General features: G+C 60.9%; 15 protein-coding genes. 11 read left to right on the top strand and 4 right to left on the bottom strand.

All coding sequences use genetic code 11. The annotated features are described in order from the left end of the window. Positions 1-349 precede the first annotated feature (349 nt). The 3 genes from ogt to uspE all read left to right on the top strand — a co-directional run bounded on the left by ogt (position 350) and on the right by uspE (position 3,103). Positions 350-901 carry a methylated-DNA--[protein]-cysteine S-methyltransferase gene (gene ogt, locus CYR32_RS19045; RefSeq protein ID WP_101826701.1) on the top strand — a complete coding sequence of 184 codons (552 nt, stop codon included), beginning with the start codon at positions 350-352 and terminating at the stop codon, positions 899-901. Between the two features lie 287 nt (positions 902-1,188). Then, positions 1,189-1,944 (top strand): FNR family transcription factor, encoded by a 756-nt coding sequence (locus tag CYR32_RS19040; RefSeq protein ID WP_101826700.1) that lies wholly within the window; start codon positions 1,189-1,191, stop codon positions 1,942-1,944. A 160-nt stretch (positions 1,945-2,104) separates the two neighbouring features. Then, complete coding sequence (gene uspE / locus CYR32_RS19035) at positions 2,105-3,103, top strand: universal stress protein UspE (protein WP_101826699.1); 999 nt, start codon at positions 2,105-2,107, stop codon at positions 3,101-3,103. Between the two features lie 115 nt (positions 3,104-3,218). Here uspE and pntB read toward each other — a convergent pair whose 3' ends face one another. After that, a complete protein-coding gene (pntB, locus tag CYR32_RS19030; RefSeq protein WP_101826698.1) occupies positions 3,219-4,610 on the bottom strand; it encodes a Re/Si-specific NAD(P)(+) transhydrogenase subunit beta in 1,392 nt (463 codons plus the stop codon). Positions 4,611-4,620: 10 nt separating this feature from the next. Further along, positions 4,621-6,150: a Re/Si-specific NAD(P)(+) transhydrogenase subunit alpha gene (gene pntA / locus CYR32_RS19025; RefSeq protein ID WP_101826697.1), complete on the bottom strand. Its 1,530-nt coding sequence runs from the start codon at positions 6,148-6,150 to the stop codon at positions 4,621-4,623. Positions 6,151-6,704: 554 nt separating this feature from the next. Between pntA and ydgH the strand changes: the two genes are divergently transcribed. Together ydgH and CYR32_RS19015 are read left to right on the top strand one after the other, a co-directional pair. Continuing rightward, complete coding sequence (ydgH, locus tag CYR32_RS19020; protein WP_101826696.1) at positions 6,705-7,658, top strand: DUF1471 family protein YdgH; 954 nt, start codon at positions 6,705-6,707, stop codon at positions 7,656-7,658. A 254-nt stretch (positions 7,659-7,912) separates the two neighbouring features. Next, positions 7,913-9,304, top strand: a complete 1,392-nt coding sequence (locus CYR32_RS19015; protein ID WP_101826695.1) for an amino acid permease — start codon at positions 7,913-7,915, stop codon at positions 9,302-9,304. Between the two features lie 70 nt (positions 9,305-9,374). Here CYR32_RS19015 and CYR32_RS19010 read toward each other — a convergent pair whose 3' ends face one another. Beyond that, positions 9,375-9,791 carry a hypothetical protein gene (locus CYR32_RS19010; RefSeq protein ID WP_101826694.1) on the bottom strand — a complete coding sequence of 139 codons (417 nt, stop codon included), beginning with the start codon at positions 9,789-9,791 and terminating at the stop codon, positions 9,375-9,377. 276 nt (positions 9,792-10,067) lie between these two features. On the opposite strand from CYR32_RS19010, the gene rstA reads away from it, so the two are divergent. From rstA to CYR32_RS18990, 5 genes are all read left to right on the top strand, one after another. Beyond that, entirely contained in the window at positions 10,068-10,790 is a 723-nt protein-coding gene (gene rstA / locus CYR32_RS19005; RefSeq protein WP_101826718.1) for a two-component system response regulator RstA, read from the top strand. Beyond that, positions 10,787-12,091, top strand: a complete 1,305-nt coding sequence (gene rstB / locus CYR32_RS19000) for a two-component system sensor histidine kinase RstB (RefSeq protein WP_101826693.1) — start codon at positions 10,787-10,789, stop codon at positions 12,089-12,091. Before rstA ends, rstB begins: the two co-directional genes overlap by 4 nt. Before the next feature lie 53 nt (positions 12,092-12,144). Further along, positions 12,145-13,626, top strand: a complete 1,482-nt coding sequence (locus tag CYR32_RS18995) for a carboxypeptidase M32 (RefSeq protein ID WP_165698278.1) — start codon at positions 12,145-12,147, stop codon at positions 13,624-13,626. A gap of 302 nt (positions 13,627-13,928) precedes the next feature. Further along, positions 13,929-14,015, top strand: a complete 87-nt coding sequence (gene ydgU / locus CYR32_RS22150; protein ID WP_479415230.1) for a small membrane protein YdgU — start codon at positions 13,929-13,931, stop codon at positions 14,013-14,015. A 119-nt stretch (positions 14,016-14,134) separates the two neighbouring features. After that, entirely contained in the window at positions 14,135-14,962 is an 828-nt protein-coding gene (locus CYR32_RS18990) for a trypsin-like serine peptidase (protein WP_101826691.1), read from the top strand. Here CYR32_RS18990 and hrpA read toward each other — a convergent pair. Beyond that, a complete protein-coding gene (gene hrpA, locus CYR32_RS18985; RefSeq protein WP_101826690.1) occupies positions 14,943-18,818 on the bottom strand; it encodes an ATP-dependent RNA helicase HrpA in 3,876 nt (1,291 codons plus the stop codon). The genes CYR32_RS18990 and hrpA overlap by 20 nt on opposite strands. Positions 18,819-19,077: 259 nt before the next feature. On the opposite strand from hrpA, the gene CYR32_RS18980 reads away from it, so the two are divergent. Next, a complete protein-coding gene (locus CYR32_RS18980; RefSeq protein WP_101826689.1) occupies positions 19,078-19,683 on the top strand; it encodes an FMN-dependent NADH-azoreductase in 606 nt (201 codons plus the stop codon). Positions 19,684-20,273: the final 590 nt, after the last annotated feature.

The raw sequence follows: 20,273 nt of genomic DNA, 5'->3' as shown, positions 1-20,273 counted from the left end.
TGCCCTGAACATGATGCCCTTCCTTTATTGTCATTATTGATCCGGCGGTAACCACATGCCGCTGCGCGCGACCGGGCCTGCACCCGCCTGGCGGCCGGTGCGTGCCGGGTCATATACCGTTATCTGCTGACTAACATACGCAGGCGGCCGGCAGGAATTTAGAGGGAAATCCGCTGCCCGTATGAAAAAATCTGCTGCGCAACCGCAATGTGTGATGCAGCTCCCGATTGCACAGGAAAAGCCGCGGCAATGCGCTTGCGGGCCATGAACCGCGGCGCAGGGGCTGGCGCATTGGCCGCCGGGCGGTACACTGTAGCGGGGTTTGAAAAGCGCATTCAGGAGAGTGACCGTGCTGACACTGTTAATCGGGAAAATGGAAACGCCGCTCGGTGAGCTGCTGGTGGTGGCGGATGAACAGGGCTGCCTGCGCAGCGTGGAGTGGCAGGAGTTTGAGGGGCGGATGCAGCGGCTGCTGGCGCTGCACTACGGCAAACCGGGGTTTGTGCTGCGTGAAACGGTGAACCCCCACGGCCTGGCAACGGCACTGGAGGCCTATTTCAGCGGCGAGCTGGGGGTGATTGAATCCCTGCCGGTGGCCACCGGCGGCACCGACTTCCAGCGGCGGGTCTGGGCCGCGTTGCGTGCCATCCCGTGCGGGCAGACCCTGAGTTACGGCGCACTGGCGCAGCAGCTTGGCGTGCCCGGTGCCTCGCGCGCAGTGGGCACCGCCAACGGCGCAAACCCGATCAGCATCGTGGTGCCCTGCCACCGGGTGATCGGCGCGAACGGCACACTGACCGGCTACGCCGGGGGCGTCAGCCGCAAGCAGTGGCTGTTGCAGCATGAGGGCGCGACGGGTTACCTCGTGCCTCAGCACAAACAACAGTTAAGCTTGCTTTAAGTTAAATTTAAATTCTGATGAAGTGCATGCCGGCACGGTTTTCTGCGGGCGCACCGCCCTTTTCTTTTCTTTTTTGTGGGCGGTGTCACGTTTTGTTTGCACAAAATAACGCCAGTGAGATCTATCTGTTATTTCCCTATGTAAAATAAGTCTTTATTTTCATGTGCCTATAGCTAACTCCGTGCTGTGTCTGGTTTTTTTGACATACGCCGCCTCCCGGGTGGCTTATCAGTGACCATAAAAGATGGTAAAATTGACCAATATCAATTCTTGCCTGAGCGACTATTATGATCCCAGAAAAACAGCGAATCATTCGACGTATCCAGTCCGGCGGCTGTGCTATCCATTGTCAGGATTGCAGCATCAGCCAATTGTGCATCCCCTTTACCCTGAACGAACATGAACTCGATCAGCTCGATAATATTATCGAAAGGAAGAAGCCGATTCAGAAAGGACAGGCGCTGTTTCAGGCAGGCGACGAGCTGAGATCGCTTTACGCCATCCGCTCCGGCACCATCAAAAGCTATACCATCACTGAACAGGGCGACGAGCAGATCACCGGCTTCCATCTGGCGGGCGATCTGGTAGGGTTTGACGCCATCGGCACCCACCAGCACCCAAGTTTTGCCCAGGCGCTGGAGACCTCCATGGTGTGCGAGATCCCGTTCGAAACCCTGGATGACCTCTCCGGCAAAATGCCCAACCTGCGCCAGCAGATGATGCGCCTGATGAGCGGCGAGATTAAGGGCGACCAGGATATGATCCTGCTGCTGTCGAAGAAAAACGCCGAGGAGCGGCTGGCCGCCTTTATCTATAACCTGGCGCGCCGCTTTGCCCAGCGCGGCTTCTCGCCGCGTGAGTTCCGCCTCACCATGACGCGCGGTGACATCGGCAACTACCTCGGCCTGACGGTGGAAACCATCAGCCGCCTGCTGGGTCGCTTCCAGAAGAGCGAAATCCTCAGTGTGAAAGGCAAATACATCACTATCGAGAATGGCGAAGCGCTGGCGCAACTGGCCGGTAACCCGCGCCAGGTCGCCTGATTTCCCCCGGCGGTTAACGCCGTAAGTTGTCTATTGGTCGGGATCAATAAATTCAAGCAATTTATTGATCCGACTCACTTCTCCGCCTGTCTTGTTCTCGAATGTTGAGTTACGCTGTATGCTGACAGTCTGTATTTTACAGCTCTGTGAGGAGGACCTTATGGCGAATTATCAACATCTGCTGGTGGCAATTGACCCCAACCAGGATGACCAGCCTGCGCTGCGGCGCGCGGTCTACCTGGTGCAGCACAATGGCGGGCGCATCAAAGCCTTCCTGTCCATTTATGATTTCTCGTATGAAATGACCACCCTGCTTTCGCCTGATGAACGGACCGCCATGCGTCAGGGCGTAATCAGCCAGCGGGCTGCCTGGATCAGTGAGCAGTGCCGTCACTATATTGATGCCGGGGTCCCGATCGAGATCAAGGTGGTGTGGCACAACCGCCCCTATGAAGCGATCATCCAGGAAGTGCTGGCGGAAAAGCACGATCTGGTGCTGAAGATGACCCACCAGCACGACCGGCTGGAGTCGGTGATCTTCACCCCGACCGACTGGAACCTGCTGCGCAAATGCCCCTGCCCGGTCTGGATGGTCAAAGACCAGCCGTGGCCGGAAGGCGGTAAGGCGCTGGTGGCGGTGAACCTCTCCAGTGAGGAGCCGTACCACGACCCGCTGAACCTGAAGCTGGTCAGCGAGACGCTGGCGCTGGCCCAAAACGTCAACCAGACCGAAGTGCATCTGGTGGGGGCCTACCCGGTGACGCCAATTAACATCGCGATTGAGCTGCCGGACTTTGACCCGACCGTCTATAACGACGCGATCCGCGGCCAGCACCTGCTGGCGATGAAAAGCCTGCGGCAGAAATTCGGCCTGGGCGAAGAGCGCACCCACGTCGAGAAAGGGTTGCCGGAAGAGGTCATTCCCGATCTGGCCGAGCACCTTCAGGCGGGCGTGGTGGTGCTGGGCACCATCGGGCGCACCGGCATTTCGGCGGCCTTTATCGGCAACACCACAGAACATGTGATCGATCACCTGAAATGTGACCTGCTGGCGCTGAAACCGGACGATTTCGTCTGCCCGCTGGAAGCGGAGCAGCAGGAACCGAAAATGCCGACGGCGGAACCTACCCCACCCAGCGAAAACAACCCGGTTTCCTGAGGGGAGCCGCCATAAAAAAGGGTCGCCGCGGCGACCCTTTTGTTTTCTGTTTTTTGCTTTCTCCGGCCTGTTCAGCACCGCATTTCCGGCCGCCGACTGGCGGCCGGGTTACCCGTCACAGCGCCCGCAGGATATTGTCCACGCTCTCTTTGGCATCGCCAAACAGCATCTGGGTATTTTCCTTGAAGAACAGCGGGTTCTGCACCCCGGCATAGCCGGTATTCATCGAGCGTTTGAACACAATCACGTTCTGCGCTTTCCACACCTCCAGCACCGGCATCCCGGCGATCGGGCTGCGCGGGTCCTCCTGCGCGGCAGGGTTGACTGTGTCATTCGCGCCGATCACCAGCACGGTGTCGGTGTCGCTGAAATCCTCATTGATTTCGTCCATCTCCAGCACGATGTCATACGGCACTTTGGCCTCGGCCAGCAGCACGTTCATATGCCCCGGCAAGCGCCCGGCCACCGGATGGATGCCGAAACGCACCTTGATGCCGCGTGCGCGCAGTCTGGCGGTGATGTCATGCACCGGGTATTGCGCCTGTGCCACCGCCATGCCGTAGCCGGGGGTGATGATCACCGAGGTGGAGTTTTTCAGCAGCTCGGCCACCTCTTCCGCCGTGGTTTCGCGGTACTCGCCCATCTCTTCCGCCTCACCGGTGGAGCCGCCGTCGGTGCCGAAGCCCCCGGCGATCACGCTGATAAACGAGCGGTTCATCGCCTTGCACATGATGTAGGAGAGGATCGCACCGGAGGAGCCGACCAGCGCCCCGGTGACAATCAGCAGGTCGTTGCTCAGCATGAAACCGGCCGCCGCCGCCGCCCACCCGGAGTAGGAGTTCAGCATCGACACCACCACCGGCATATCCGCACCGCCGATAGAGGCCACCAGGTGCCAGCCGAACGCCAGCGCAATCACCGTCATCACCAGCAGCGCAAAGGCCTGCCAGCCGGCGCTGTCGGTGCGCACAAAGATGATCAGCATCATCGCCGAAACCACCAGCGCCGCCAGGTTCAGCTTGTGGCGGTTCGGCAGCATCAGCGGTTTGGAGGAGATTTTGCCGCGCAGCTTGCCGAAGGCCACAATCGAGCCGGTAAAGGTTACCGCGCCGATAAAGATCCCGAGGAAGACCTCGGTCAGGTGGATGTTCTCCATCACCGGCATCATCGGCGCGCCGCCGTGGTCCAGGTAGCTGTTAAAGCCCACCAGCACCGCCGCCAGCCCGACGAAGCTGTGCAAAATCGCCACCAGCTCCGGCATTTCCGTCATTTCGACTTTGCGCGCCAGATGGATGCCGATCGCCCCGCCGATCACCATCGCCACAATGATCCAGCCGACGTGGCCGGTATCGGGGCCGAGAATGGTGGCGATCAGCGCAATCGCCATCCCGGTGACGCCGAAAATATTCCCCTGGCGTGAGGTTTCATGTTTTGACAGCCCGGCAAGGCTGAAAATAAACAACACAGCGGCAACAATATATGCTGCAGTGACTAATCCTTCAGACATATATGACCTCTTAGTTTTTCCGGAACATTTTCAGCATGCGCTGCGTGACGGTGAAGCCACCGAAGATATTGATGCTGGCAATCAGCACGGCAATAAAGGAGAAGAAGGTCACCCAGCCGCCGTGGCCGATCTGCAACAGCGCCCCCACCACAATGATCCCGGAGATGGCGTTGGTGACCGACATCAGCGGGGTGTGCAGCGCATGGCTGACGTTCCACACCACGTAGTAGCCCACCACGCATGACAGCGCAAACACAGTGAAGTGTGACAAAAACTCCCGCGGGGCGACGTTGGCCAGCCAGCCAAACAGGATCACGGCGATCGCCAGGAGGAGGTATTTCTTCAGCGGGGAGGCCGGTGCCTGCGGCGCGGCAGCCTGCGGTTCCACAGCGGCCGCCGCTTTCGGCTGGGCGGAGACCTGGATCGGCGGGGCCGGCCAGGTGATCTCCCCGCTTTTCACGACCGTGACGCCGCGGATCACTGTGTCGTCAAAGTCGATCACCACCTCGCCGTTTTTCTCTTTGCAGAGCAGTTTCAGCAGGTTAACCAGGTTGGTGCCGTAGAGCTGGGAGGACTGGGTCGGCAGGCGGCTCGGCAAATCGGTATAGCCGATGATGCGCACGCCGTTTTCCGTTACGGTAATCTGATCCGCCACCGTCAGCTCACAGTTGCCGCCGGTCTGCGCCGCCAGGTCAACAATCACGCTGCCGGGCTTCATCGAGGCCACCATCTCACGGGTGATCAGTTTCGGGGCCGGGCGGCCGGGGATCAGCGCCGTGGTGACGATGATGTCCACCTCCTGCGCCTGCGCGGCAAACAGCGCCATCTCCGCCTTGATAAAGGCCTCAGACATCACTTTGGCATAACCGTCACCGCTGCCCGCCTCCTCCTGGAAATCCAGCTCCAGGAACTCCGCGCCCATGCTCTGCACCTGCTCTTTCACTTCCGGGCGGGTGTCGAAGGCGCGCACGATAGCGCCCAGGCTGCCCGCCGCGCCGATGGCGGCCAGCCCGGCCACGCCGGCACCGATTACCATTACTTTTGCCGGGGGCACCTTGCCTGCCGCGGTGATCTGGCCGGTAAAGAAGCGGCCGAATTCATGGGCGGCCTCTACAATCGCGCGGTAACCGGCGATGTTGGCCATCGAGCTGAGCGCGTCCATCGACTGCGCCCGCGAGATGCGCGGCACCGAGTCCATCGCCAGCACCGTGACCCGGCGTTCCGCCAGCTGTTGCAGCAGTTCCGGGTTCTGTGCCGGCCAGATGAAGCTGATGAGCGTGGTGCCCGGTTGCAGCAGCGCCACTTCGCGGGCATCCGGCGCGTTCACTTTCAGGATGATTTCCGAGTGCCAGACGTCATCCCCGTCTGTGACGAGCGCGCCCGCTTCCTGAAACGCCTGATCCCCGAAGCTGGCGGCCTGCCCCGCGCCCTGTTCAACCGCCACGCTGAACCCCAGTTTCAGCAGCTGCTCCACCGTTTTCGGTGTGGCGGCCACCCGGGCTTCATTGGCCGCCCGCTCTTTAGGTACACCAATACGCATAATGATCCTTTTACCGTGAGGATGTTGTAGAGGGGATTGTTACCGTGCCGTTGCACGTTTCCACCCGGCGGGAAATGTCCGCCTGGTCGCGGAATAACCCGTTACAGAACCGATATAACCTACTGAATCTGTGACTTATGATCTATCAATCGCCCGGCCGGGCGCGGATTTTTTGTTAAAAATGGAAGGCAGCACGCTTTTTTGCGATTTTCTTTTCAAATAAACGCAACATTTTGTCTAAAAATTTGCAAACTATTACCCACTGACTACACTGCCGCGCCGCCCGGCAGCGTGCGCGGCCTGCCCGCAAGTAAGAAGAGTGTTAATTATTAATGCTTATGCAGCACATTGCGTTATACGCAAAACTAATCGGCATTAGCCTGCAGGCGGTGCCCGGCACGGCCGCAGCCGCGGTCAGTGGCCGGTAACATAAATAGCTGAGACACCCATCCTGTTTACATGTCATAATTGTCGCTGTTTTGTTATACATTACTGTTACATAACAAGAAGTCAGCACGTTTCTTATGTAAATGCGCAAGGCGAAAGGATTTATTATGAAGCTGAAGAACACGATTATCGCATCAGCCCTGTTTTCAATTTCTGCGCTCTCTGCTGCTCACGCCGCGCAGGAACTTACCCCAGAGAAAGCCGCAGCCCTGAAACCGTTTGACCGCATCACTCTCAGCGGGCGGTTCAACGCCATTAATGATGCGGCGGCCGCCGTGTCACGCAAGGCGGACAAACAAGGGGCCGATGCCTTCTATATCCAGGACATCAATAATAGCAATAACGGCGGCAACTGGCGGGTGACGGCTGACCTCTACCACAACGACGCCACGGACACCAGCAAGCCGGAATACCGCGTATTCAACGGGGTACGCGAGCTGCCGAAACCGGAAGCCTACCGCCTGGAGCCTTATGACACCGTGACCGTCAGCGGCTTCTTCCGCAGCCAGCCGGACATCAGTGACGCCGTCTCCAAGGCCGCGAAGAAGAAAGATGCCGACGCCTTCTTCATCATCCGCCAGATCGACGCCAACCAGGGCGGCAACCAGTTCATCACCGCCTATGTCTATAAGAAAGACGCCAAAGAACGCAAAGTGCAGAGCCCGGATGTGATCCCGGCGAACTCGGAAGCGGGCAAAGCCGCGCTGGCGACCGGCGGCGCAGCGGCGAAACAGGTGGAGATCCCGGGCGTCGCCTCCTCCGGCACCCCGAGCCGTGAGGTGGGCCGTTTCTTCGAGACCCAGTCCTCTACCGGTGAGCGTTATACCGTGACCCTGCCGGACGGCAACAAAATCCAGGAGCTGAACAACGCCACTGCCGCGCAGATGGTGCCGTTTGACTCCGTGACCTTTACCGGCCACTTCGGCAGCATGACCGACATCTCCTCGGAAGTCGCCAAGCGGGCTGCGGCCAAGGGGGCCAAGTTCTACCACATTACCCGCCAATGGGAGCAGAACCAGAGCGGCGGCAACCTGACCATCAGCGCCGACATTTACAAATAATTCTCCCCCCTGCGTACCAGGCAGCCCCGGCTGCCTTTTTTATTGGCTTTTCCGCAGCCTGCCCGCCCAGGGCCTGTTTATTTATGCGGATCGCCTGCATAATTTTATGCGGCGCGCATTGCATCCCCCGGCATCACTCCGTAAAATCTGCCCACTTTTTCAGGGCAATCCCCCGACATAAGCAAGCAACACATCAACATTGTGCTGACTTGAAATTAACACCTGGTCATTTACTCTGCATTTGGAAGAGGACATTGGAAAAAAAATTAGGGTTAACCGCACTCACCGCCCTGGTGCTCAGCTCAATGCTGGGTGCCGGGGTCTTCAGCCTGCCGCAAAATATGGCGGCAGTCGCCAGCCCCGCCGCCCTGCTGATCGGCTGGGGCATCACCGGCGTCGGCATTCTGTTCCTGGCGCTGGCGATGCTGCTGATCTCCCGGTTGCGGCCGGATCTCGACGGCGGCATCTTCACCTATGCCAAAGAGGGCTTCGGCGAGCTGATTGGCTTCTGCTCCGCCTGGGGTTACTGGCTCTGCGCGGTGATCGCCAACGTCTCCTATCTGGTGATCGTGTTTGCGGCGGTGAGCTTCTTTACCGATTCGCCGGGCAGCGTGATTTTCGGCGACGGCAACACCTGGCAGGCGCTGATTGGTGAATCCATCCTGCTGTGGGGGGTGCATGCGCTGGTGCTGCGCGGCGTGAAGACTGCCGCCGGGATCAATATGGCCGCCACGCTGGGCAAGCTGCTGCCGCTGGGGCTGTTTGTGGTGCTGGCCGCCCTCGCCTTTAAATTCGACACCTTTAAGCTGGACTTCAAAGGGCTGGCGCTGGGTACCCCGGTGTGGCAGCAGGTGAAAGACACCATGCTGTTTACCCTGTGGGTCTTCATCGGCGTGGAGGGCGCGGTGGTGGTGTCGGCGCGGGCGAAGAACAAACGTGACGTCGGCCGTGCCACCATGCTGGCCGTGGTCAGCGCCCTCGGCGTCTACCTGCTGATTACCCTGCTGTCGCTGGGTGTGCTGCCGCGTGCCGAGCTGGCTGAGATGCGCAACCCGTCCATGGCCGGGCTGATGGTGGACCTGATGGGGCCTTACGGCCAGATTATTATCGCCGCCGGGCTGATTGTGTCTGTGTGCGGGGCCTACCTGAGCTGGACGATCATGGCGGCGGAAGTGCCGCTGCTGGCCGCTGAACAGGGGGCGTTCCCGCGCATTTTCTACGGGCAGAATCAGTTCGGTGCCCCGGCCCCGTCGCTCTGGATGACCAACGGCTCGGTACAGCTGGCGCTGGTGCTGATCTGGCTGACCGGCAGCGACTATAACAACCTGTTGACCATCGCCTCTGAGATGATTCTGGTGCCTTACCTGCTGGTGGGTGCATTCTTATTCAAACTGGCGCGGCAGCGTCACGACCGCCGCCTGACGCTGGCCGCCTGCGGGGCCTGCGCCTACGGTTTGTGGATGCTCTACGCCTCCGGGCTGATGCACCTGCTGCTCTCTGTGCTGCTTTATGCGCCGGGCGTGCTGGTGTTCCTGTATGCGCGCCGTGGCCATGCCGCACCGAAGGCGCTGAACCGTATGGAGTGGTCGGGCATCGCCCTGCTGCTGCTGGCGAGCCTGCCTGCCGGCTGGATGATGATGCACTGATTTTGCGCACGTTGGTGAAACAAAAAGGCCGTATCTTCCGATACGGCCTTTTTTTATTTATGCCGGGCGCTCAGTGCCGGGCGGGTGTTAACGTCACCGTCAGGCATTCGCCGTGCTGCACCAGCACCACATCCTCCTGCTCACACTCTTCCCGCACCACCGCCAGCTGTTCCGGCGTCAGTGCATAGGGGAGGCAGATGTCCACCGCCTGCAACCCCTGTTGCCGTGCCAGCAGGATCAGCCGGGCAACGTTCACCTCGTCGCTGACCTGGGTGGAGACCACCTGCAACGCCAGCTCCTTGAGCTGCTCCTGCCGTGACTGGGCCGGGGCCGCTCGGGATTTCAGCACCAGGCCGAAAATAGGCAGGACACCATAAATCGCATCAACGAAACGCCACTGTTTCTTGCACGACGCAGAGAGATACTCCATGTAATTAAAGCAGACGCGTTCGCTGCCCGCACCGGATGCAAGGCGATCTGTCGTCATCCCCGGTTCCTCTCCTGGCCAGAGCCTGGCCTTGAAATAATTCATTGAAAAGACGTTTCAAAAGTACGGCGCTTATCATGGCATATTCACCCGGGCGATTGCCAGCAACAGTCCATGCATAAAACAGGATAAACTGTAATGATTCATTGGCACCATGAATAATTTACGCCGCTGCCCGGGCACTCATACCCTATTACCATTGTGGCGTGGCATCCCCCGGCGGCACGCGCTATGCTGGGCTTCCGCTCAATCAATTCCTTATCCTGTATTAACGCCATGAATAGAATAGTGTTCGTTGAAGATGATCCGGACGTCGGCAAGCTGATTGCCGCCTACCTGGGCAAACATGATATTGAGGTGGTGGTGGAGCCGCGCGGCGACACGGCCCAGGCGGTGATTGAGCGCGAACAGCCCGATCTGGTGCTGCTCGACATCATGCTGCCCGGCAAAGACGGCATGACGCTCTGCCGCGACCTGCGGCCGCTGTTTCCCGGCCCGATTGTGCTGCTCACCTCGCTGGACAGCGACATGAACCATATCCTCTCGCTGGAGATGGGGGCCAACGACTACATCCTGAAAACCACGCCACCGGCAGTGCTGCTGGCACGCCTGCGGCTGCACCTGCGCCAGCACAGCCAGCAACCCACGCGCGAGGAGTCGCCGCTGCTCTCGCGCAACGCCCTGCACTTCGGGCTGCTCTGCATCGACCCGGTGAACCGCCAGGTGACGCTCGGCGCGGAGACCATCACCCTCTCCACCTCTGACTTTGACCTGCTGTGGGAGCTGGCCACCCACGCCGGGCAGATTATGGACCGCGAGGCGCTGCTGAAGACGCTGCGCGGCGTGAGTTATGACGGCATGGACCGCAGCATCGACGTGGCGATCTCCCGCTTGCGCCGCAAACTCTATGACAACGCGCTGGAGCCGTTCCGCATCAAAACCGTGCGCAACAAAGGCTACCTGTTCGCCCCCAACGCCTGGGAGACGGCGCAACCATGAGAAAGCTGTTTATCCAGTTTTTCCTGTTGCTGTTCGTCTGTTTTCTGGTGATGGCGATGCTGGTCGGGCTGGTGTACAAAGTCACGGCAGAGCGCGCCGGGCGGCAGTCGATGGATGACCTGATGAAAAGCTCGCTCTACCTGATGCGCAGCGAGCTGCGGGAGATCCCGATGCGTGACTGGAACAAAACCCTGACCACGCTCGATCTCAACCTCTCATTCAAACTGCATATTGAGCCGCTCGGCAAGCGCCCGCTGGGCCCAGACCTCGACCGCCGCCTGCGGCTGGGGGAGATTGTGGCGCTGGATGACGAATACACCTTCCTGCAACGGGTGCCGCGCAGCCACTACGTGCTGGTAGTCGGGCCGATCCCTTACCTCTTCTACCTGCATGAGATGCGGCTGCTGGATCTGGCGCTGCTGCTGTTTATCGGGCTGTCGCTGGCGCTGCCGGTGTTCCTGTGGATGCGGCCGCACTGGCGCGACCTGATGCAGCTGGAGAAAGCCGCCCAGCGGCTGGGGGCCGGGCACCTCGATGAGCGCACCCATTTTGACAGCACCTCCAGCCTGAACCGGCTCGGCATCGCCTTTAACCAGATGGCGGACAACATCAACACGCTGATCGCCAGCAAAAAGCAGCTGATTGACGGCATCGCCCATGAGTTACGTACGCCGCTGGTGCGGCTGCGCTACCGGCTGGCGATGAGTGATAATCTGGAAGAGAGCGAGCAGGCCGCGCTGAACCGCGACATCGGCCAGCTGGAGTCGCTGATTGATGAGCTGCTGACCTATGCGCGCCTCGACCGCCCGCAGGTGGCGCTGAACCTCGACCCGGTGGATCTGCCCGCCTGGCTGGCCGACCGGGTCGAGGACATCCAGCTCGTCAACCCGCAACGGGAGGTGACGCTGGCGATGCCGCACCGCGGCGATTACGGCGCCATCGACCAGCGGCTGATGGAGCGGGTGCTGGATAACCTGGTCAATAACGCCCTGCGCTACGCCAGCCAGCGGCTGCGCATCAGCCTCTGGCTGAACGGCGACGAAGCCTGCCTGCAGGTCGAGGATGATGGCCCCGGCATTCCGCCCGAGGCGCGCCGTGAAGTCTTCGAGCCCTTTGTGCGCCTTGACCCAAGCCGTGACCGCGCCACCGGCGGCTGCGGGCTGGGGCTGGCGATTGTGTTTTCCATTGCGCAGGCGTTCCAGGGCCGGGTGTTTGTGGAGACCAGCCCGCTGGGCGGTGCCTGTTTCCGCTTCTGCTGGCCGGTGAAACCCGCGCTCAGCCCCTCCGCCGGGCCGCACTGAGTGCCTTTTTCAACAGAACCTACCGATTTGAACCCACTGATATGGAGAACGCGATGACTTCTGCTTATTCCCACCTGCAACGCACCTTTACCCGGCTCTCCCGTTTCGGGCACCTTTCCGCCATTGCCGGGTGGGACATGCAAACCATGATGCCGCCGCAGGGCAGCCAGGCGCGTTCCGAAGCGCTGGCCGAGCTGAGCGTGCTCTGCCACGGTATCCTGACGGCCCCGGACGTGGGGGACTGGCTGGCGCAGGCGCACCAGGAGACGCTGGATGAGGTGGCGCGCGCCAACCTGCTGGAGATGCAGCGCGCCTATGACAACGCCGTGCTGCTGCCGGCGTCGCTGGTGGAGGCGAAATCCCTGGCGGGTGCACGCTGCGAACATGCGTGGCGCAGCCAGCGGCCGGCCAACGACTGGCAGGGATTTGCCGCGAACCTGAAAGAGGTGGTGCGCCTGAGCCGCGAAGAGGCCGCGATCCGCGCAGAGGCAGCCGGGACGGGCCGCTACGACGCACTGCTGAACCTGTATGAGCCGGACATGACCAGCGCCCGCCTCGACACCCTGTTCGGTGACCTGAAACAGTGGCTGCCGGATCTGTTGCAGCGGGTGGTGGAGAAACAGCGCGCCGAGCCGTGCCTGACGCCGCAAGGCCCGTTTGCCGTCGACACCCAGAAGCAGCTGAGCCTGAAGGTGATGGCGCTGCTCGGTTTCAATTTCGACGGCGGCCGGGTAGACGTCAGCGCGCACCCGTTCTGCGGCGGTGTGCCGGACGATGTGCGCATCACCACGCGTTACAACCCGGAAGAGTTCCTCACCGCGCTGATGGGCATCGTGCATGAGACCGGCCACGCCCGTTATGAACAGAACCTGCCGCGCGACTGGGCCGGCCAGCCGGTCGCCCTCGCCCGCTCGATGGCGATCCATGAATCCCAGAGCCTGCTGTTTGAGATGCAACTGGCACGCAGCGCGCCGTTCCTGCAATGTTTGCGCCCGCTGGTTGTGAGCGCATTCGGTGAACAAGAGGCGCTGAGTGAGCAGAACTTCCTGCGCCTGAACCAACGCGTGAAGGCCGGGCTTATCCGCGTGGACGCTGATGAAGTGAGTTACCCGGCGCATGTAATTCTGCGTTATGAGATCGAAAAAGCGCTGATTGAGGGTGAAATCGAAGTTGATGACATCCCTGCCCTGTGGGATGAGAAGATGCAGCACTACCTGGGCCAGGACACCCGCGGCAATTACCGTAACGGCTGTATGCAGGACATTCACTGGACGGACGGCGCAATTGGCTACTTCCCGACCTATACGCTGGGCGCGATGTACGCCGCGCAGCTCTTCCAGGCCGCGAACCGCGCCATGCCTTCGCTGCAACAGGACATCGCCGCCGGGAACCTTGCGGGCCTGTTCCAGTGGTTGCAGCAGAACATCTGGCAGCACGGCAGCCGTTTCTCTACCGATGAGCTGATTACCCGCGCCACCGGGGAGCCGCTGAACCCGGCGCATTTCCGTCACCATCTGGAAAGCCGCTACCTGTAATGGATGCCGGGCCGGGAAACCGGCCCGTTTACTGATGCTGAGGGTGTATATAATAAGAATATTAGGTATGTTGTAACTAATAATCGTGCTTATTATCCCAGTCGTTATCCCGTTGATTGCTCAGACTTTCCCCGCCGTACATTCGGTTACACGCCGACACCAATCACTCACGGACAGGGTACGCTGCCCGGCTTAGTATCCGCTTACGGCCCTGCCTTACCTCTGTGGTATCGGCACGACTTACCGTCTGACACCCGGCTTACGCCGGGTGTTTTTATATCCGGTTCCGTTGATAAGGCAGGATGGAGATGCTGCGCCGCTACCTGTTTGAAATTATCCTGGCCGCCCTGCTCCTTTGCGGCCTGATTGCCGTCTGCTGTTATCTGTGAGGCCGGTGAATGCGGGCCTTCGCAAAATCAAACTGTGCCAATTCATACTGATGATGAATACAGCTATAGTTACTTATATAAAAACTCTAGGGATATTCCCCTTTCAAGGCCAGATTGTTATGCGCATGTCGTTAGTTGTCGTCTGTTTATTGGGCTTCTGTACGCTGTCGGCACAGGCGGATGCCCCGGAAAGTGAGCAAACCCGGCTGTTCTTCGGCCATGACGATCGCAGCCGCCCGCCCCGCCCCGCCGACTGGCCGTGGCAGGCGATAGGCCAGGTAGAGACCGCGAGCGGCAACCTGTGCAGCGCCACCCTGATCTCCCCCCATCTGGCGCTGACGGCCGGCCACTGTGTGCTCGCCCCGCCGGGGGTGATCGACCGCGCTGTGGCGCTGCGTTTTATCAGCCGAGGCGGCAAATGGCGCTATGAATACACCAAACTCGACACGCTGGTGAACAAGGAGCTGGGCAAAAGGCTCAAAGCCGAGGGGGATGGCTGGATTGTGCCGCCGAAAGCGGCAGTCTGGGATTTCGCGCTGATCCGTTTGCCGGAAAGCACGAAGGTGCCGCTGAAACCGCTGCCGCTCTGGCAAGGGACGCAGCAGGAACTCACCGTTGCGCTCAAGGGCGTACAGCGCAAAGTGACGCAGGCGGGCTACCCGGAAGATCATCTGGAGACGCTCTACAGCCACCGTGACTGCCTGGTTACCGGCTGGGCGCAGAGCGGCGTGCTGTCGCACCAGTGTGACACCCTGCCCGGCGACAGCGGATCGCCGCTGTTGCTGAAGCAGGGGAAAAACGGCTGGGCGCTGATTGGGGTGCAAAGCTCCGCCCCCTCAGCAGAAGATCGCTACCGCGCGGATAACCGCGCCCTGGCGGTGACGGCCATCCGGGCGCAGCTGGCGGCGCTCGACCCGCGCGCCGGGGCTAGCTCAGCTGCTCCATAGCCTGCAAAATGCGTTTGTCGGAGATGGGGTACGGCGTGCCGAGTTGCTGCGCGAAATAGCTGACGCGCAGCTCCTCAATCATCCAGCGGATCTCCGTCACCTCCGGGGCCTCACGCCGGGCGGGCGGCAGTTTGTTCAGCCACTGCTGCCACGCCTGCTGCACCTGCTCCACTTTCAGCATCTGCGCGCGGTCGCGGTGCGGATCGGTAGGTAACTTCTCCATACGACGCTCAATCGCCTGCAGATAGCGCAAGGTATCCGGCAACTTTTTCCAACCGTTGCGCGTCACAAAGCCGCGGTAGACCAGCCCGGACATCTGGCTCTTGATGTCTGAAAGCGCCAGCGCCATCGACATATCCACCCGCCCTTTCAGCCGTTTGTTGATGTTGAACACCGCCGTGAGGATCTGCTCAACCTGCTGGGCGATCTCCACCACCGTCTCGTTGAGGCGCGCGCGCACAAACTCATGCAGCCGGGCGAAGCCCGCCTCATCCCATGCCGGGCCGCCGAACTCGGCGATCAGCTTGTCCACGCCGCAGGCGATGCAGTCATCGATCAGCTCCAGCACCTTGCCGTAAGGGTTGAAGTACAGCCCCAGCTTGGCCTTGTTGGGCAGCTTCTCATGGAGGTACTTGATCGGCGACGGGATGTTGAGCAGCAACAAACGGCGCGTGCCCTGCCACATCGCCTGCTGCTGTTCCGGTTCGCTGTCAAACAGCCGGATGCCGATGCTCTCTTTCTCATCCACCAGCGCCGGGAAGGCGCGCACCTGGTAGCCGCCGCGCTTCTGCTCGTAGCGCTCCGGCAGCGCGCCAAAGCTCCAGAGGTGCAGGCCGCTCTGCTCGATGCCGTCATCCGCCACCGCCGAGAGCGTCTCCTGCACTTTCTCTTTCAGCTGTTGCCGCAGCGCCGCCAGGTCTTTGCCTTCGCGCAGCGTCTTGTTCTTCTCATCCACCACCCGGAAGGTGATTTTCAGGTGATCGGGCACCTGATCCCACTGCCACTCTTCGCGTGACACTGTCACGCCGGTCATTTTGCGCAGCTCTTTCTCCAGCGCGTCCAGCAGCGGCATCGCCAGCGGCGTGGTGCGCGCCAGGAACGCCTCCGCGTAGTTCGGTGCCGGGACGAAGTTACGCCGCACCGGTTTCGGCAGGGATTTGATCAGCGCAATCACCAGCTCGCGGCGCACGCCGGGGATCTGCCACTCAAAGCCCTGATCCTCGACCTGGTTCAGCAGCGGCAGCGGGATATGCACCGTGACGCCGTCCGCGTCCGCGCCCGGTTCAAACTGGTAGGTGACGCGCAGCTTGAGGTTGCCCTGGTGCCAGAAGTTGGGGTAGTCCAGCGCGCTGATGCTGGCCGCCCCCTCTTTGATCAGCATCGCTTTCTCAAAGTTGAGCAGATCGGCAGGCTGCTTTTTCCACCAGCTGTCAAAGTGGCGGGCGGAGATCACCTCATGGCCGATGCGCTGGTCATAGAAGGTGAACAGGGTTTCGTCATCCACCAGGATGTCGCGGCGGCGGGACTTGTGCTCCAGCTCCTCCACTTCCGCCAGCAGTTTCAGGTTGGCGCGGAAGAAGGCGTGGCGCGTCTGCCAGTCCCCCTCCACCAGTGCATGGCGGATAAACAGCTCGCGGCAGAGCGCCGGGTCGATCTTGCTGTAGTTGACCGGGCGCGCCGCCACAATCGGCAGGCCGAACAGGGTCACCTTCTCCGTCGCCATCACCGCCCCCTGGGATTTCTCCCAGTGCGGCTCGCTGTAACTGCGCTTGATCAGGTGCTGGGCCAGCGGCTCAATCCACTCCGGCTCAATTTTGGCCGCGATGCGCCCCCACAGGCGGCTGGTCTCCACCAGCTCCGCCACCATCACCCATTTCGGCGGCTTCTTGAACAGGCCGGAGCCGGGGAAGACGGCGAAACGGGCGTTGCGCGCGCCGGTGAACTCCTGCTTATCGGTATCTTTCTGGCCGATGTGCGAGAGCAGCCCGGTCAGCAGCGCGCAATGCACTTCGCGGTACTCCGCCGGCAGGCTGTTGACCGGCAGCCCCAGCTCTTTCACCACCTGGCGCAACTGGGTATAGATATCCTGCCACTCGCGCACCCGCAGGTAGTTGAGGAAATCGCTGCGGCAGAGCTTGCGGAACTGGGCCGACGAAAGGGCTTTTTGCTGCTGTTTCAGGTAGTCCCACAGGTTCACAAAGGCGAGGAAATCAGAGTCTTTGTCGGCAAAGCGGCGGTGTTTCTCATCGGACGCCTGCTGTTTGTCGAGCGGCCGCTCGCGCGGGTCCTGGATCGACAAGGCGGCGGTGATGATCATCACCTCACGCACGCAGCCGTTTTTCTGCGCCTCCAGCACCATGCGCGCCAGCCGCGGGTCGATCGGCAACTGGGCGAGCTGCCGCCCCTGGGCGGTGAGCTGGTAATGACCGCGCTCGTTGGTGTGGATCGCGCCCAGCTCCTCCAGCAGGCGCACGCCGTCCTGGATGTTGCGCTTGTCCGGCGCTTCCACAAACGGGAAAGCGGCGATGTCGCCCAGCCCGAGCGAGGTCATCTGCAAAATTACCGACGCCAGGTTGGTGCGCAGGATCTCCGGGTCAGTAAAGGCCGGGCGGGAGAGGAAGTCCTGCTCGTCATACAAGCGGATACAGATCCCCTCGGAGACGCGGCCGCAGCGCCCTTTACGCTGGTTGGCCGAGGCCTGGGAGACCGGCTCAATCGGCAGCCGCTGCACCTTGGTGCGGAAGCTGTAGCGGCTGATGCGCGCGGTGCCCGGGTCAATCACATATTTGATGCCCGGCACCGTCAGCGAGGTTTCGGCCACGTTGGTCGCCAGCACGATGCGCCGCCCGGAATGGGACTGGAACACCCGGTTCTGCTCGCTGTTGGAGAGGCGGGCATAGAGCGGCAGGATCTCGGTGTGCGGCAGGTTAAGCCGGTTCAGGGCGTCGGCGGTGTCTCGGATTTCGCGCTCGCCGCTCATAAAGATCAGGATGTCCCCCGGCCCCTCGCGCCCCAGTTCGTCCACCGCGTCGAAAATCGCCTGCAACTGGTCGCGCTCGGTGTCGTCTGCGTCATCCACCACCGGGCGGTAGCGCACTTCCACCGGGTAGGTGCGGCCGGAGACTTCAATGATCGGCGCATTGTTGAAGTGGCGCGAGAAGCGCTGCGGATCGATGGTGGCGGAGGTGATGATCACCTTGAGATCCGGGCGTTTCGGCAGCAGCTGGCGCAGGTAGCCGAGGATAAAGTCGATATTGAGGCTGCGTTCATGCGCCTCATCGATGATCAGGGTGTCGTACTGCATCAGCATCCGGTCCTGCTGGATCTCCGCCAGCAGGATGCCGTCCGTCATCAGTTTCACCTGGGTGGTGTCACTGACCTGGTCGTTAAAGCGGACTTTATAGCCGATCGCCCCGCCGAGCGTGGTCTCCAGCTCGTCGGCGATGCGGTTGGCCACGGTGCGCGCCGCCAGCCGCCGCGGCTGGGTGTGGCCAATCTGGCCTTTGATGCCGCGCCCCAGCTCCATGCAGATCTTCGGCAGCTGGGTGGTTTTGCCGGAACCGGTCTCCCCGGCCACAATCACCACCTGGTGGTCACGCACCGCCTCAAGGATCGCCTGTTTCTTCTGGCTGACCGGCAGGTTTTCCGGGTAGGTGATGCGCGGGCGTGCCGCCATACGCTGGGCGACCCGCTGGCGGGCGGCGTCGATGTCCTGGCTGAGTTCGGCGGCGATCGCCTCCTGGGCCTGCGGGTTACTGACCTTGCGCGCGCCCTGCAAACGGCGTTGCAGGCGCTGTTGGTCACGGAGCATCAGATCCGGTAGCTGCTCGGCCAATGCCGCGAGCGGAGATTTCACAATGGTGTTCCTTGTTGCTGGCAAGCGCCCGGTGAGGCACTTGATTCTGAAAGAGTTCGGCTTTGGCGGGCCATGCTGGTTTTATGGTAGCACAGGGCGGCCCTGCTCCGGCACCCTCTGCGCGGGGCACCTGGCGGCTTGTTCAATAAAATCGAACATAGCTCTCGAAATATTGCGCTTTTACTGTTGAGGCTTTGCCCCTAAAGTAGCAACCATTCAACGGGCGCTTGCCCCGCGCTAACACACTAAGGAATGACCCATGAGTAAAGTTCTGGTACTGAAATCAAGCATCCTGGCAACCTATTCCCAATCGAATCAACTGGCTGACTTCTTCACCGAAGAGTGGAAAGCAGCGCACGCAACGGATGAGATCACCGTGCGTGACCTGGCGGCTAACCCGGTACCGGTGCTGGATGGTGAACTGGTCGGCGCGCTGCGCCCGTCTGACGCTCCGCTGACCCCGCGTCAGGAAGAGGCGCTGGCCCTCTCCAACGAATTGATTGAAGAACTGCAGTCCCATGACGTGATCGTTATGGCGGCACCGATGTACAATTTCAATATCCCGACCCAGCTGAAAAACTACTTTGACCTGATCGCCCGTGCCGGCGTGACTTTCCGTTACACCGAAAACGGCCCGGAAGGCCTGGTGAAAGGCAAGCGTGCGGTGATCCTGACCACCCGCGGCGGCATCCATAAAGACACCCCGGCTGACCTGGTTAACCCGTACCTCTCCCTGTTCCTGGGCTTCCTCGGCATCACCGACGTTGAGTTCGTGTTCGCTGAAGGCATGGGTTACGGCCCGGAAATGGCCAGCAAAGCGCAGGAAGAGGCGAAGGCAGCAATTAAGCAGGTTATTGCGGCGTAAGTTTTTGTTTTTAAGTTATCCTCATTTTTGCCCTGTTTTGGGGTGAAGGTTTGTTGGGCGCACTCTTTGGGGAGTGCGCCTTTTTTATTTGGGGCGCGGGGGGCGCAATGGCTTGCGGGGGCGCGTTTTTTGGATCGGGGATGGTTGCGTTGGCATACGCCCGCACGCTTTCTGCGGCCCCGCTGCCGCCACCGCGCAAGGGGCGCGTAGGGTCACAACGGCTTGCGGGGGCGCTTTTTTTGGCTCGGGGATGGTTGCGTTGGCATACGCAGGTTTTTAATGGGGATCGAAGTTGTTGCGTTGGCTCACGCAGGTTTTTAATAGGGATCGGGGTTTGTTGCGTTGGCTCACGCAGATTTTTAATAGAGATCAGGGTTTGTTGCGTTGGCTCACGCAGATTTTTAATAGAGATCAGGGTTTGTTGCGTTGGCATACGCCCGCACACTTTCTGCGGCTCCGCTGCCGCCACCGCGCAAGGGGCGCGTAGGCGCGCGCCCCTTGCATCCCCGCGCCTGGGTGATCCGGCTGAATCATTGCACGCTCCCGCGTGTCCCCTCATTTCGCCTCCGGGCTGATCGGGCCGGGACAGA

Origin of the sequence: Chimaeribacter coloradensis, from assembly GCF_002858715.1 — a bacterium.
Taxonomy (GTDB): domain Bacteria; phylum Pseudomonadota; class Gammaproteobacteria; order Enterobacterales; family Enterobacteriaceae; genus Chimaeribacter; species Chimaeribacter coloradensis.
This window is presented reverse-complemented; position numbering and strand designations above follow the sequence as displayed.